The sequence below is a fragment of the Tardiphaga sp. 709 genome, assembly GCF_032401055.1.
Classification (GTDB): Bacteria; Pseudomonadota; Alphaproteobacteria; order Rhizobiales; family Xanthobacteraceae; genus Tardiphaga.
In genome coordinates, this window is sequence record NZ_CP135529.1 from 1,031,351 (window position 1) to 1,046,313 (window position 14,963).

10 protein-coding genes and 1 pseudogene are annotated in these 14,963 nt (G+C 61.8%); 3 read left to right on the plus strand and 8 right to left on the minus strand.

Features of this window, described 5'->3' with window-relative positions; all coding sequences use genetic code 11:
* Positions 1-21: 21 nt before the first annotated feature.
* A complete protein-coding gene (gene clpS, locus RSO67_RS05355; protein WP_068734422.1) occupies positions 22-354 on the minus strand; it encodes an ATP-dependent Clp protease adapter ClpS in 333 nt (110 codons plus the stop codon).
* Between the two features lie 523 nt (positions 355-877).
* Between clpS and RSO67_RS05360 the strand changes: the two genes are divergently transcribed.
* A complete protein-coding gene (locus RSO67_RS05360) occupies positions 878-2,245 on the plus strand; it encodes a TadE/TadG family type IV pilus assembly protein (protein WP_315842670.1) in 1,368 nt (455 codons plus the stop codon).
* A gap of 73 nt (positions 2,246-2,318) precedes the next feature.
* On the opposite strand, the gene RSO67_RS05365 is transcribed toward RSO67_RS05360, so the two are convergent.
* Positions 2,319-2,654, minus strand: coding sequence for a phasin family protein (locus tag RSO67_RS05365; RefSeq protein WP_068734393.1), 336 nt, complete (start codon positions 2,652-2,654; stop codon positions 2,319-2,321).
* Between the two features lie 398 nt (positions 2,655-3,052).
* On the opposite strand from RSO67_RS05365, the gene RSO67_RS05370 reads away from it, so the two are divergent.
* Entirely contained in the window at positions 3,053-4,876 is a 1,824-nt protein-coding gene (locus tag RSO67_RS05370) for a D-alanyl-D-alanine carboxypeptidase (RefSeq protein ID WP_315842671.1), read from the plus strand.
* A 217-nt stretch (positions 4,877-5,093) separates the two neighbouring features.
* Here the strand turns inward: RSO67_RS05370 and RSO67_RS05375 are convergent.
* The 4 genes and pseudogenes from RSO67_RS05375 to RSO67_RS05390 form a co-directional block, all read right to left on the minus strand.
* A pseudogene (locus RSO67_RS05375) lies at positions 5,094-5,818 on the minus strand (DnaJ domain-containing protein).
* 51 nt (positions 5,819-5,869) lie between these two features.
* Positions 5,870-6,592: a VWA domain-containing protein gene (locus tag RSO67_RS05380; RefSeq protein ID WP_315842672.1), complete on the minus strand. Its 723-nt coding sequence runs from the start codon at positions 6,590-6,592 to the stop codon at positions 5,870-5,872.
* Between the two features lie 70 nt (positions 6,593-6,662).
* The gene (locus RSO67_RS05385) at positions 6,663-7,538 is read right to left on the minus strand and encodes an alpha/beta fold hydrolase (protein WP_315842673.1); all 876 of its coding nucleotides are present in this window, start codon (positions 7,536-7,538) and stop codon (positions 6,663-6,665) included.
* A gap of 397 nt (positions 7,539-7,935) precedes the next feature.
* Positions 7,936-8,859 carry a division plane positioning ATPase MipZ gene (locus RSO67_RS05390; protein ID WP_315842674.1) on the minus strand — a complete coding sequence of 308 codons (924 nt, stop codon included), beginning with the start codon at positions 8,857-8,859 and terminating at the stop codon, positions 7,936-7,938.
* Between the two features lie 234 nt (positions 8,860-9,093).
* Between RSO67_RS05390 and panC the strand changes: the two genes are divergently transcribed.
* Positions 9,094-9,945, plus strand: a complete 852-nt coding sequence (gene panC / locus RSO67_RS05395) for a pantoate--beta-alanine ligase (protein WP_315842675.1) — start codon at positions 9,094-9,096, stop codon at positions 9,943-9,945.
* Between the two features lie 877 nt (positions 9,946-10,822).
* Here the strand turns inward: panC and RSO67_RS05400 are convergent.
* Together RSO67_RS05400 and RSO67_RS05405 are read right to left on the minus strand one after the other, a co-directional pair.
* Positions 10,823-14,311 carry an indolepyruvate ferredoxin oxidoreductase family protein gene (locus RSO67_RS05400; RefSeq protein ID WP_315842676.1) on the minus strand — a complete coding sequence of 1,163 codons (3,489 nt, stop codon included), beginning with the start codon at positions 14,309-14,311 and terminating at the stop codon, positions 10,823-10,825.
* A 286-nt stretch (positions 14,312-14,597) separates the two neighbouring features.
* Positions 14,598-14,963: a response regulator gene (locus tag RSO67_RS05405; RefSeq protein WP_315842677.1), complete on the minus strand. Its 366-nt coding sequence runs from the start codon at positions 14,961-14,963 to the stop codon at positions 14,598-14,600.

Below are 14,963 nucleotides of genomic sequence, written 5' to 3' on the forward strand. Positions count from 1 at the left end.
TTTCCGGGAATTCACGTGAGGCTACTTCTTTTCCATCACGCATTGCAAAGGGTGCTGGTGCTTGCGCGCAAAATCCATCACCTGCGTCACTTTGGTTTCGGCGATCTCATAGGTGAAAACGCCGCATTCCCCGATCCCGTGATGATGAACGTGGAGCATGATCTGCGTTGCCGCCTCGGCGTCCTTCTGGAAGAACTTTTCCAGCACATGGACGACGAATTCCATCGGTGTGTAATCGTCGTTGAGGATCAGCACGCGATACAGGTTGGGACGCTTGGTCTTGGGTTTGACCTTGGTGATGACCGAGGTGGCCGGCCCACCGGGCGCATTGGACCGGTTGTCGTCCTCTGCCATGCCACGCGGCTGCCGGCGGCGGTCGTCGGGGGCGCCGGCCACAGGCATCAGGATGCCGTCAGGCATGAATTTTGAAGGTTTCTGGAACATAGCGCCTGTATAAAAGTCCCTAGCCGATATTGGCCAGCCCCGAATTGACAGCGTCCCCAGCCACGACGTGCTGCCGGACGCCTCGGGCACAGAGGCGCCCCGGGTCGCCGCATGGGTGCGACGCTGTCCGTTACAGGACCGATGGAGCCAATATGGGTTCCTGTGGGCATTCTCGCAAGCGCACTGCAAGCACCCCGAATGGCTCGCCGCGCACCCCGCCTGATGGCCCCCGGTCCGGTCAGGGTTAACCGATCGTGCTCGATTTGACCGGATCCGCCAACCAGCCATTTAACCGTCGTTCACGATAATACCGGGCGCCGGCGCAGCGGCGCACCAATAGTTGGCCTTTTACCTATTTTCTGAGGACACCTTTACCACCTGTTTAGCCGCAGCCGCCGACATGACCGCCAGAAACCTACCATTGGCGGTGACAATGTTTATTCAGTCCGTGTCGAGCCAGGCAAAGCGCCTCGCATCCCGATTTACACGCCACGACGGCGGCAATATCGCGATGACCTTCGCCGTTGCGCTGGTGCCCCTGCTCGGCTTCGTGGGCGCCGCCGTCGACTACTCCCGTGCCAACGCGGCCCGCTCGGCGATGCAGGCGGCGCTCGACTCTGCAGCCCTGATGGTTTCGAAGGACCTGTCCGCCAATCCGACCATGTCGGCGACCGATGTCACCAACAAAGCGAAGGCCTATTTCAACGCGCTGTACACCAACACGAATGCCGGCCAGATCACGGTGACGGCGAGCTACACGACCAACACCAAGGACGGCTCCACCGTCACCGTCAACGGCTCCGGTGCCGTCGCAACCGACTTCATGAAGATGGTCGGCCTCCCGCAACTAGGGATCAGCAGCGGCTCGACCACGACTTGGGGCTCGACGCGCATGCGCGTCGCCATGGCGCTCGACGTCACGGGGTCGATGGGTATGAATACCGGAAAATTGGAGGCGATGCAGAAGGCAGCAACGGATCTTATCAAGACGCTGAGCGCCAACTCGCGCATGACCGAGGACACCTATATCTCGATCATTCCGTTTGCGCAGATGGTCAATGTCGGCGCGTCGAACAAGAACGCGACCTGGCTCAAATGGGACGAATATGGATCCTGCAGCAGTTCGAACTACGACACCAAAGCCGAGTGTCAAGCGGCTAACAAAACCTGGAATGCGAGTTCCAACAAGAACGCCTGGAATGGCTGCGTCACTGACCGCGATCAGCCTTACGACACCACCAACGAAGCCCCGTCGGGCACAGCACGCTATCCGGCCTATCAGTACGATGCATGTCCGGCAGCCATTCTGGGGATGACATCGGCCTATGGTCCTGACAACGTTACCAAGCTCACGGACAAGATCAAAGACTTGTCTGCCAACGGCGGCACCAACCAGCCGATCGGCATGGCCTGGGCCTGGCGCACCTTGCAGATCGGTAGCGATCCATTCCCGGCACCGGCCAAGGATTCCAACTACAAATACACAGATGCACTTATCATCTTGTCGGACGGCATGAATACCAAGGACCGATGGTACGGTGACGGCGTCCATTGGTCGACACTGGTTGACGATCGACAGAAGTTACTGTGTGCCGACATCAAAAAACCGAACCCGGTGACCAACAAGCAGGACACCGTGATCTATACGATCCAGGTCAACACGGGCGGCGATCCGGAGTCCGCAGTTCTGAAATCCTGTGCCGATACCGGAAATTTCTTTCCTACAAGCACAAACGACGGCATCGCCGCAGCGTTCAAAGCGATCGGCAACTCGCTGAACGCGTTGCGCGTCTCCAAGTAAAACCCAGAGTGCACCTTCAAACAAAAACGCCCGGCCATCATGGCCGGGCGTTTTGATTTGAAGACCGTATCGCTTAGCGCGCCGGGGTCATTTTGGCGACGAAGCCTTCGAACGGCTTGTACGCCTGCTTGGCGAGATCGACATAGAGTTCGCTGATCTTGTGCGATTCAGCGACGAAAGATTCATAGGCGGACTTGGCGTATTCGGTCTGCACTTCGAGCACCTTGTCAAGCGACTGCACCCCAGACAGTTTGGTCACGAAGGCGTTGCCGTCCTCGAACGACTTCTTGGTGTAGTCGCCAACCGCGACAGCGATAGCCTGTGCACCGTTCTGAAGCGTGGCCGCCGATGCGACTGCACTCTCGAACTGCTCCTTGCCGTACTGCTGGATGTCTTCGACCTTGATCACTGCAAATCCTTTCCCGGATTGGACGGGTCAGCCGCGGCCGGGTGGACCCCGGTCTGATCTGACCTGCCCATCTATCGTGCGGTGCACAATGACGTCAAGAATCCTGTGCGATGCACAATTTTTACCATTGGCGATAAATGCACGGGTGATTGGCAATGGTTGCTTAACCTTTTGGAAACTCGCCGGACCTACCCTGATTTCTTGCATTGGTGCGTTGGGGCTAAAAAGCCCAAAAACTGCATGAGTACATACTCTTAGCCAGAATGGCCGCGTATGCTTCTGCCATCCCGCCGAGAGAACCGCTCAGGCTGACGCTTAAAACTGAGACACATCTCCGGTTGTTGGGCATAATTTAGCCTCACGATCCGGGGAATGAGACTGATCTGACGGGGAAGTCCATGCTTCGCACAACGTTTGCTTCGTCGCGCACCCTGCGGGTGTGCGCTCTTGGGCTGGCAACTCTCAGCATCGCAGTCATCTTTACGACTGACAGTGCGGATGCCCGCCGGCGCCATAAATCGCGAAGCCACGTCGCGCGCGTCTCCAGTTACAATCCCGCTTTCTCCTCGATCATCGTCGACGGCAATTCCGGCGCGGTTCTCTCGTCCAACAATCCCGATGGTTCGCGGCATCCGGCGTCGCTGACCAAGATCATGACGCTGTACATGCTGTTCGAGAAGCTGGAATCCGGCAAGCTCACGCTGGACAGCGAAATGGACGTCTCGCAGCACGCCTCCGTGCAGGCTCCGACCAAGCTGGGCCTGCGCCCCGGTCAGACGCTGCGCGTCGAAGATGCCATCAAGGCGCTGGTGACCCGTTCCGCCAACGACGCCGCCGTTGTGATCGCCGAAGCCATTGCCGGCGATGAAGACGATTTCGCCAAGCTGATGACCAAGAAGGCCCGCGCGCTCGGCATGAGCCGCACGGTGTATCGCAATGCCTCCGGCCTCCCTGATGATGAGCAGGTGACCACCGCACGCGACCAGTCGGTACTCGGCCGCGCCATCCAGGATCGCTTCCCGCGCTATTACCGCTACTTTGCCACCGCCTCCTTCAATTATCGCGGCCGCAACATCCGCAACCACAACCGCCTGATCGGCAGTGTCGAAGGTGTCGACGGCATCAAGACGGGTTATACCCGCGCTTCCGGCTTCAACCTCGTCTCGTCGATGAAGCGCGGCAACCGCCATCTGGTCGGCGTCGTATTGGGCGGCCGCAGCGGCGGCGCCCGTGACGCCGCCATGCGCAACCTGCTCGCCGAGAACCTGGACAAGGGTGCCACCCGCCGCACCGTGGCTGCGATCACCGAGCGCAATCCGTCCGAATCCGCGACCGAGGTCGCCGAAGCCGAAGCCCAGGCGCGTCCGACCGAAACCAAACAGGTCAACGGCGCCATTCAGGTGGCTGCTGCGACGCCGGTCGTCGCTGAACCGGTCTCCGAACCGCCGGCTCGTGTCGCTACGCCCGTGGCCCGCCCGTCCGTCTTCGCTGCCGCCACCGCAGCCCTGCCCCCGGCGGCACCGATGCCGCAGGCCCGCAAGCCGGAGCCTGGCCCGCTGAATTCAGGTGTCATCCAGTCTGAAGCCATCGCGACCATTCCCGGCTCGTCAGAGCCGATGAAGCCGGTTCGGGTCCGCACCGTCCAGGTCAAGTCCGGTCAGTACAAGCTGGCCTCCGCCGGCGGCGAACAGCCCGCCCCTCCCGCCGCCACCAACACCATCGCGGCGCGCCCGGAAACCACCGCCCGTTCGCCCGAAACCACCAATTCGCTCTATGCCCGCTCGGAGATGCCGCGCCAGCCGGCAGGCTTTGGGACCGGCAATGGGCTTCTCGGTGTTCTGCCGGCCCAGGGAAGCGCTCAGGGCGGCACCCAGATGGCCTATGCCGATCCGTCGCCGCGCAGCGCGCCTGCCGCTCAGGCCCCTGCTCCGCAGGCCGTGCAGCAGGGCGGCGCCATCAAGCCCGTCGCATCCCATACCGGCTGGATCATCCAGGTCGGCGCACTGGAAAGCGAGAGCGAGGCACGGATCCGCCTTGATGCCGCGCGTGAACAGGCCCGTGGCCTGCTCGGCAAAGCCGACCCGTTCACTGAAGCCGTCGTCGGCAAGGGCGACAGGAAACTCTACCGCGCCCGCTTCGCCGGCCTCGACCGCGAAAAAGCCGAAGCCGTCTGCAAGACGCTGAAGCGTTCCGAGATCTCCTGCATCACCATCAAGAACTGATCGACTGATACCGTCGGATACGCAAATGGCCGGGACATTGTCCCGGCCATTTTGCTTTTGGTCACCATAAATCCCCGTGGCGACAACTTCTCGTCAAGACTTAGCCGCTACAAAATACAGACGGGGATTGATCGACCACGCCGGGCAACGGTGGGCGATGGGGCGTTCTCAGAGAAACGGAAGCTGCTCGCAGTTGTAGCGTAAAAGCGTGCTGGAGTTAGCTGCGATGCGTGCGAAGCAGAGTGTCCTTGGCCTCGTTGACTCGGGCCGCCAGGTACGTCGAGCCCCCTGGTCGGGATGCAGTTTCTTCATGAGGGATCGGTGCGCGCGGCTGATCTCGTCGCGGGTCGCACCCGGCTTCACGCCAAGGATCTGATAAGCCTCCTCTTCCGTCATTTTACTGCCAGACGCCGCACGGTCGTGCCGCCCTGCCGTATCGCCCTGCGCGTTCTGACGCCAGGCGGGAAACCGGCGGTCAAGATAACTTTCAAGTAACGCCACGCTCTCCGCGTCGAAGCCGGCCATCATCGCCGCCAGTTGCGGCAGGTCGAATGCATCGAGCGACTGACCGGCATAGGGGCCGGCCACGATCCGTCCGCTGAGCTGGCCACTGTCATGATCGAGGGTCATGTCGAGAAACGCCGAGCGGACCTGTGAGGTCTGGCCGGACGATTTGGTCCCGCCCCCGAACATGCTGCCGATATTGCTGAAGCCCGCGGTGCCGAACGGCGCCCAGCCCAAGAGACCCGCCCCGAAGATTCCGAGCGGGATCGCCACCGCCAGTTCGCCCTTGATCCCGGTGAAGGCCGCTACGGCCAGCGCCAGCACACCGCCGGCCAGCTTGATGCCGCGCGCCAGCAGCGCCGGGTTCGCCGAGCGGAACATCTGCAGCAGCATGTAAAGTACGAAGACGGCGAGCGCGCCGGCGATCAAAGTAGGCATGAGCTTTAGATAGTCGGTTGCCGCGATCCGCGAAACGGTTTTGCAGACCGTTTATCGCATCTGGCCGAGCAGCTTTGCCGCACCCGGCGCCGACGACGCCAGCCGCGTCAGCGCCTCCCGTCCGCCCGCAGCATAGGCGGCTACCGCGCGCAGCAATTCGCGGAGCTGCGCAGCGGCTCCCGGATCGAACCGGCACCAGGCGCCACCGGTCAGCCGGGCAATCTCGCGAAACGCCTGTTCGGCCGCCGGGTCTTGCCCTTCCTGAAACATGAAGACCGGTACTTTCAGCAGGCCGAGTTCACCGGCCCGCGCACAGAGCTCGTCGACGGACTCCTCCATGGCGTCGCCCACGAACACCAGCGCGCGCACGCCAGAGGCCACCGCCTCGCGCCGCGTCTCCGATAATACTCTACCGATCTGGGTCTGACCGCCCTGGCAAGCGATCTTGCCCATCAGCCGCGCCAGTTGTGTGGTGTCCGAAATCCAGCCGGTCGCACGGCACTCGCTGAGGCCGCGGAAATAGACGAGACGGATATCGAGACTGCCGATCGATGCCGCCTCGCGAAACATGTCGGCCTGCAGCGTGCAGGCCATATCCCAGGTCGGCTGCCGGCTCATGGTGGCATCGAGCGCAAACACCAGCCGCCCGCGGCCGCCCGCTGCATGCGGCGCCATCGCTTTCGCTTTTGCTACAAATGCCGCGATGTCGGCCGATGCCGACGGCTGGGTCAGCGTATCGGTCTTGGACGTGGGAATGGTGGGATCGCTGGCCATGACAACTCGCGTTTGCTGCAAGCTTCATGTGGCGAGCATAGGCCGCGCGGTCAACCGCGCAGCACAGCACTCAGTTCACGCTCGGCGTATACTGCGCGATCTTGTTCGGGTCAGTCACACTGCTCTGCTGAGCGGGCTGCTCGATGATCTTCGGCTTGCCGGTGACCGGCGACAGCTTGCTGTCGTCGTCAAGGAACTTGTCGAGCAGACCCTGAATCTTTGTCTTCAGGGTTTCCGGTCCGCGGTCGCTCATGTCGGTGTGCTGCGCGCCGGTGTTGACGACCGTGATACCGGCCTTCTCACAGATCTCGTCATCCGGCACGACACCAGGATCCGGCTTGAACACCGAGTCATGCGAACGGAACGACAGGATCTTGAATTTGCCATCGGTCATGAACGGCACGCGCAGGTTATCCAGCGTTACGACCTTCTTGACGTCATCCGGGAATTCCTTGGCGTAGAACATCGAGATGTCGCCGCCGTTGGAATGGCCAACCAGCGTCAGATGATCGTAGTCGGAGTTCGGCTGAATCTTCTTCAACTCCTTCACCGCGTATTTGATGTTCTGAACGCCACGCTCATAGACCGGCAGACGGCCGACATAGAGCTCGCCGACCTTGGTCACGAGCGGAGCGTCGGTATCGAGATCGTGCTGGATGCTGACGGCCATATAACCGCGCGCCGCAAACACGTTCGCGAGGAACGAGTATTCGGTGAACTTGACGGTGTTACCGTGATTGAGAACCGCGACCGGCAAGGTGATCATGCCGGCATTGGCCTGCATTTCCTTATCGCGGCGAACGGCAATGTCGACCTGCACAGGACGATTACGCGTCGCGTCAAAGAACGTCAGCGTTTCATGCCGAATGGCCCACTTCGACGCGGTGAAATACGCGGCGGTGGCCAGCACGCAAACCGAAAGCAGAATGAGAAGTCCGCGTTTCATGTTCGTCCCTGATCGGCCAGCTAGAGAGAAGTCTCAGCCGGCTACAGCACTTATGGGGTCGGATGACCCTCAAGCGGCTGCTTCAACAGCATATATGTCACAGCCCGGTGACAGAAAGGCTAAATATTGTGAATTCCGAGCCATGTTATTGTGCGCCGCACCCGTTTCTTGTGCACCTGCTAAAGAAAGCCATGGTCGAATTGAGCGATTTTGAACGAATTTCGCAAGGGATCGGAATTTCAAAAACGCCCTTATTTCAACGACAAATCAACTGTCGAACGGGCTACTCGTTCCCCGGTAAAAGACAATGATACCTGTACTATCAGGATAAAGTTGAGTGCGGGATCGTTCATAGCCTGCCGAACCGGCAGCGCTGGCTTTGCACAGTGAACGCGACTCAGTTGCCAAGGATGTCGTGAACATCCAGCGGCTTGTCGACCTGCGCAAACCACTCGGCGCGATTGGCGGCGCGGCGACGGCCACGCTCATCGAGCGGCAGCTTCAACTTGCGCAGCAGTTCGATGACTTCCTCGCGCGCCGTGACATGGCCCATGCTCGGGCGACGCCCGAGCGTGACTTCGTTGAGATCGTCGAGCGCCGTCAGGCCACGCGGGAAGAACTCACGATACATCACGCGCTCGGCGAGACCGTCGATGGCGCGAAAACCGAGCTGCAGCGAGAGCTGATCGAGGACGCCGGCAACCAGCATCTTATTGCGCGAGCCGAGCACCGAGAGCCGGTTGCGCACCACGATCCAGTCGGTGGTGGAGCCATCGTGCTGACGGCGCTTGCGCCGGGCTTCGCGCGCCATCTTCGAATAGTGGCTCTCGCCGGTCACCTTGTAGCTTGTAGCATCGACGGCGCCGAGCACGTCGAAGTCGAGAAAGCTGTCATTGATCGGCGTCACCAGCGTATCGGCCATCGAATGCGCCAACCGCATCAGATAGGTATCGCTACCAGGCGTGTCGATGACGATGAAATGGTGGGTACGCTCCACCGCACTCACCGCGGTCATGAACTGATCGAGTTCGAAGGCTTCGTTGTCGGCGATCTGCATCGTCTCGCCGAGCTTGACGCAGCTATGGGTCGGCACTTCCAGCGCAAGCCCGGCGCTCTGCGCCCAGGCTGCGCGGTTGGCGATATAGCGCGTGAAGCTCTGCTGGCGACTGTCGAGATCGATGGTGGCGACGCGCTGACCGGCCTTCAGCAGCGCAACGGCAATGTGAAGCGCGGTGGTCGATTTGCCCGACCCGCCCTTCTCATTGCCAAGCACGATCACATGCGCCGTGCCGGACTGACCCTGGGTGGTTTGCATCAACATCGCGCGATCCCTCGATCATCTTCAAATCGCGAGGCGCGGCAAGGGTCAAGCTAAATACAGGGGCATCCTGCTCTGCGGGCGATCAGCCGCGCTTAATCATGAATCCCGGCGGCCGGTTGCGGCATCAGGACACCCGGCAGCCTGGTATCGTGAGGCTTGGGTGATCCCGCGAGCTTTGATAAGCAGGGCGCGCACGCCCTCATCCGCCGCAGCCAACAACAAGAACGAGCCGCAATGCCCCGCACCCCGATCGTCGCCCGCACCCTGCCCGCCCTCCGCAAGGCGCTCGACGGCCTGCGGGCACGCAAGGCGACCATCGGCCTGGTGCCGACCATGGGAGCGCTGCATGACGGCCACGTCTCCCTGGTGCGCCTCGCCCAGCGCCGCACCAGCAAGGTCGTGGTATCGATTTTCGTCAATCCAACGCAGTTCGCCCCGACCGAGGACTTCGGCTCCTATCCGCGGACCTGGAAGAGCGACGTCGCCAAACTCACCGAAGCCGGCGTCGACCTGATCTGGAATCCCGACGCCAAGGTGATGTATCCGGAGGGCTTCGCAACGAAGATCACGACCGGAGGCCCGGCCACCGCCGACCTCGAAGATCGCTTCCGCCCGCATTTCTTCGGCGGCGTCGCGACGGTCGTCGGCAAGCTGTTCACGCAGGTGCGACCGGACATGGCGTTCTTCGGCGAGAAGGACTACCAGCAGCTCAAGGTCGTGACGCGCATGGCACGGGATCTCGATCTCGGCGTCAAGGTGACCGGTGCAGCCACAGTGCGCGAGCGCGACGGTCTCGCGATGTCGTCGCGTAACGTCTATCTCTCGCCGGAAGACCGCGCCACGGCGCCGGTGCTTTACAAGGCGATGAAGGAAACCGCGAAGCGCCTGAAGGCGGGCGAAAGTTTTGAGACCGCCATGGCCGGTGGCGCCGCGATGATCACCGCAGCGGGCTTCACACTCGACTACTTCGAAGCGCGCCATGCGGAGTCACTGGCGCCAGTGACCTCGATGAAAGACGGCCCGGTGCGCCTGCTGGTGGCTGCAAGGATCGGCACGACGCGGCTGATCGACAATATCGGGGTGTGAGGCTTTCGTCCTGCCCCGTCATTCCGGGATTCCGGGCCTTTGTCCTCGCTCGTCATTCCGGGGCGCACGGAGGCGGCGGAGCCGCTGAAGTGCGAACCCGGAATCTCGAAGTGTTTGGCGCGATCGGAGACTCCCATGCTGGGATTCCGGGTTCGCGTCCGGCAAGAGCCGGCCACGCCCCGGAATGACGAGTTTTGGGTGTCTAAACATTTTTTCCTACCCTCATTGACAACATCCCCATAAGGTTTATATTCCCCTTCGTCCTGCCCCACCGAGAGGGGCGATCGCGATCGTCACGTTCGCGGGGTGGGATGCGGTGGACGCCGGAGATGCGGCGTTACGCGGTTTGGGGGTGACGTCTGTCGTCGGGCAGGACGGATCTGCGCCAGCACTGCCACTGGCAAGGAGACGGCCGACCTTGGGATGGAAAGACCCCTGGACAGTGTGACGGACGACCAAGTCAAAACGCGTCCGGCTTACTCGCTTGAGGCTCCCTGTCCCTCCGCCGTGGGACCATCATTTTGGTGATCGGACCGTTCGCCAAGGCAAAGTGCAAGCAGGCTGAAAAAAACACCGTATGCGGAACGTCGGGCACTTGCTCGGCGCCTCCGAAAGTCCTGATGCACTCACACTTGCGGAAGACCGCATCGCATCAGGCCCAAGGGTGCAACGGGCACCCGGCGTTCCGCACGCCCTCTCAAGGGAGGGTGGGAATGCGAAACACGACGGCGCCCCCGCGCCGCTAATAATGGGGGCGATGACGCATGTCTGAAGGGCAGTGGCTGTTTGACATTCGAAGAAGCTGAGACGCGCAGGCGGGCGCGATATCCCTCCCCCAAGCGGCGAAGCCGCGCAGTGGGAGGGAAAAGCAGGAGCCCTACTCCGCCGCGATCTGGCGCGGCACCGGCGGCGGATTGGCGAGGTCCTTGGCGAGTTCGGCATAGCGCGCCTTCGCCGCCACGACCGAGGCTTCCTTCACCGGGCCGTAACCGCGAATGCTGTCCGGCAGCGAGAGAAGCTGCACGGCCGTATCCACCGTCAGCGGCGACAGCAGGTTCAACACCGTGGCGACGTCCTTCTCGTAGCCGGCGATCAGGTCGCGCTCCAGTCTGCGGTCGGCGCTGTAGCCGAACACATCCAGCGGCGTACCGCGCAAGGTGCGCAGCTTCGCCAGAATGCGAAACAGCGGCAGCATCCAGGCGCCGAAGGCGCGCTTCTTCGGGCGCCCCGACGCATCGGTACCCGGCAGCATCGGCGGCGCGAGATTGAAGCTGATCTTGACGTCACCCTCGAACTGATCGCGCAGCTGCTTCTCGAACTTGCCGTCGGTATAGAGCCGCGCGACCTCGTATTCGTCCTTGTAGGCAAGCAGCTTGGCGTAGTTGATCGCCACCGCGCGCGGCAGTTCATCGTCATAGCCACCACGCATGGCGGCCTCGCGGACCAGATCGACCATCGCCTGATAGCGCTCGGCGAGCTTGCTGTTCTGATAGTCCGTGAGCAATCCGCTGCGATGGGCGACGATCTCGTCCAGGCTCATCTCATCCAGCGTCTTTGGCGCGATCGTCTCATCGGCACCCTTGAGCATGCCCGCGAGCCGTGCAGGATCGGCGGCGGCAAGACGGCCAAGCTGGAACGCCAGCATGTTCATCTTGATCGAGACGCCATTGAGCTCGATGGCCTGCTCGATCGACGCTGCCTGCAGCGGCAGCAGCCCCTGCTGATAGGCAAAGCCCATCATCATCATGTTGGTCGCGATGGAATCGCCGAGCAGTGCTTCGGCTGCCTTGGTGAAATCGAGGAATGTCGATTCCTTGCGCAGCGACATTTCCAGCACGTTGTTGACCTTGCGGGACTGGAAATTGAAGTCGCGGTTGCGCACGAAATCCGCGATCGGAATGAGATGGGTGTTGACGATGCCAAAGGTGCGCGAGCTCTCGCAGAGCGAGATCGTGTCCTTGGCGATGGCCACCACTTCATCGGCCGCGATCAGGACATCCGCCGTGCCGGTGACAATGCGCGAACAGGTGACGTCGCCGGTGTCGTTGGCGAGACGCACATGGCTGAGCACCGCGCCGCCTTTCTGCGCAAGGCCGGACATATCGAGGATCATCGAGGCCTTGCCCTCGATATGCGCGGCCATGCCAAGCAGCGCACCGATGGTCAGCACGCCGGTGCCACCAACGCCGCCGACGGCGATGTTATAGGGCTTGTCGAGGGTCGGCCGCGTGGCCGGTTCGGGAAGCGCGCCGATGGCGCCGAGTTCGACGGGCGCCTTGCGCTTCAGCTTGCCGCCATCGACGGTGACGAAGGATGGGCAGAAACCCTTGAGGCACGAATAGTCCTTGTTGCAGGACGATTGATTGATGGTGCGCTTGCGACCCAATGGGGTCTCCAGCGGCTCCACCGAAATGCAGTTCGACTGCACCGAGCAATCGCCGCAGCCTTCGCAGACTGCCGGGTTGATGAGCACGCGGCGCTGCGGGTCTTCGAGAATGCCCTTCTTGCGGCGGCGACGCTTCTCGGCGGCGCAGGTCTGCACGAAGACAATGGCCGAGCAGCCCGGCACTTCGCGGCAGGCCTTCATGACCTTGTCGAGTTCGTCGCGATGCGCCAGCTTCACGCCCGGCGCAATGGTGTTGGCAGGATAGGCATCGGGATTCTCCGACACGAGATAGATCTCGCGGATGCCCTCGCTGTGGAGCTGGAACGTGATCTTCTGCGGCGACAGGTCGCCGTCATGGTGCTGACCACCGGTCATCGCCACGGCATCGTTGTAGAGGATCTTGTAGGTGATGTTCGCCTTGGAGGCGATCGACTGGCGGATCGCCAGCGAGCCGGAATGGAAGTAGGTGCCGTCGCCGAGATTGGCGAAGATGTGCTTCTCCTTGGTGAACGGCGCAATGCCGGTCCATGGCACGCCCTCGCCGCCCATATGGGTGAAGGTCTCGGTCGAGCGATCCATCCACAGCGTCATGAAATGACAGCCGATGCCGGCCAGCGCGCGCGAGCCCTCCGGGACCTTGGTCGAGGTATTGTGCGGACAGCCCGAACAGAAATACGGCGTGCGCGTGATCGGTACGACGTTCTGGACCTGCGAAGCCTCGCGGCCGTGAAACCAGTCGGCCTTGGCACGCAGCAGTGCTGCGATCTCCGGATCGATCTCCATCGCCAGCAGACGATCCACCAGCGAGGTCGCAACCTTGGCGACGCTCAGCTCTTCGGCGAATGGCAGGAAGCGATGATCGTGAGAATCCATCTTGCCGACGATGCGTGGCCGCACATCATCGCGCCAGTTGAACAGCTCCTGCTTGACCTGGTTCTCGACAATCTCGCGGCGCTCTTCGACGATGAAAATCTCTTCGAGGCCGACGGCAAACTTGCGTACGCCTTCCGGCTCCAGCGGCCACGGCATGCCGATCTTGTAGAGACGCAGACCAATCTTTGCTGCGACCTCTTCGGTGATCCCGAGTTCGCGGAGTGCCTGGCGCACGTCCTCATAGCTCTTACCGGAGGCCATGATGCCGAAGCGCGCATTCGGCGAGTCCATGGTGACGCGGTTGATGTTGTTGGCGCGGGCAAAGGCGATCGCTGCGAAGCCCTTATAATCCTGCAGCCGGCGATCCTGCACATAGCGATCGTCCGGCCAGCGCAGGTTCAAACCATCCGGCGGCAGTTCGAAATCGGTCGGAATATTGAACGGCGTCATTTCGTCGTTGAGGTTGATCTCCGCCGTGGTCTCGACGGTCTCGGTGATCACCTTCATGCCGACCCAGCAGCCGGAATAGCGCGACATTGCAATGCCGAGCAGGCCCATCTCGATCATCTCGTGGATCGACGACGGGTAGAGATAGGGCATCAGCGCCGATATGAAGGCATGGTCCGACTGATGCGGCACGGTCGACGACTTGGCGCCGTGGTCGTCGCCGGCGAGACAGAGCACACCACCGAATTTTGCCGAGCCTGCAGCATTGCCGTGACGGAAGACATCGCCGCAGCGATCGACGCCGGGGCCCTTGCCGTACCAGATGCCGACCACGCCATCATATTCGGCGCCGGGCGAAAGATTGAGTTGCTGGGTGCCCCAGATCGCGGTGGCTGCGAGATCTTCGTTGACGCCGGGCTGGAATTTGACGCCGTATTGATCGAGATGCTTGCGCGCCGCCACGAGCTGCTGGTCGTAGCCGCCGAGCGGCGAGCCGCGATAGCCGGTAACGAAAGCTGCGGTGTTGAGACCCGCCGCGCGGTCCCTGCGGACCTGCGCCATCGGCAGCCGAACCAGCGCCTGAATGCCGGTTAGGAAGATGTGGCCGGAGCCCTGGGTGTATTTCTGATCGAGACTGATCGCGCCTTGATTAATTCCCATTCCCACCCTCGTCACTGCGGCCTCGGGCTATCGCCCCGGACTGTGTCGTCCGGCCTGCTCGCGCCTATTATCTGGGGTCGTTCGACTCCCTTAGAAACAGTCTATGTTGGATTTTGAACGGGACGCACCACAATTCTGGGCAATGGAGCCCCGCGTCCAAAGAACGCAATTTCGTGATGAATGCGGCCGGTAGACTTGTCACGTTGTGTCGCCGCAAAGGCCTTTGGCGCAAGGACGTAACGGCTTCACGTTGCAGTGCGATGCAGCACGATCCGCCAAAGGAGGCTCAGGCCTCGCCCGGGAATATCTCACCGATGATCTTCATCAGATCGGCCTCGCGAAACGGCTTGCGCAGATAAGCGCGAAAACGCCCTGCCCGGTCGCGCACCACATGCTCCAGCAACGAGGTCATGACGACCACCGGAATTCCGCTCAGCCGCTCGTCCTGCCCCATCGCTGCGATCAGGCCGGCGCCGTCGAGGAACGGCATCATAAAATCGGTCAGCACGAGATCGGGCGTGTCCCGATGCAGAATGTCGAGCGCCTCACGGCCGTTGCCGGCTACGAGGACATTGAAGGCATATTCGCTCAACAGGACTTCGAGCCAGTCCGCGATCGCCCATTCGTCCTCGACAATCAGGACAGTTCGCAC

Coding starts and splice junctions, on each gene's coding strand:
- clpS (WP_068734422.1), bottom strand. CDS start 354: ATGGCAGAGGACGACAACCGGTCCAATGCGCCCGGTGGGCCGGCCACC.
- RSO67_RS05360 (WP_315842670.1), top strand. CDS start 878: ATGTTTATTCAGTCCGTGTCGAGCCAGGCAAAGCGCCTCGCATCCCGA.
- RSO67_RS05370 (WP_315842671.1), top strand. CDS start 3,053: ATGCTTCGCACAACGTTTGCTTCGTCGCGCACCCTGCGGGTGTGCGCT.
- RSO67_RS05380 (WP_315842672.1), bottom strand. CDS start 6,592: ATGGCCAGCGATCCCACCATTCCCACGTCCAAGACCGATACGCTGACC.
- RSO67_RS05385 (WP_315842673.1), bottom strand. CDS start 7,538: ATGAAACGCGGACTTCTCATTCTGCTTTCGGTTTGCGTGCTGGCCACC.
- RSO67_RS05390 (WP_315842674.1), bottom strand. CDS start 8,859: ATGTTGATGCAAACCACCCAGGGTCAGTCCGGCACGGCGCATGTGATC.
- panC (WP_315842675.1), top strand. CDS start 9,094: ATGCCCCGCACCCCGATCGTCGCCCGCACCCTGCCCGCCCTCCGCAAG.
- RSO67_RS05400 (WP_315842676.1), bottom strand. CDS start 14,311: ATGGGAATTAATCAAGGCGCGATCAGTCTCGATCAGAAATACACCCAG.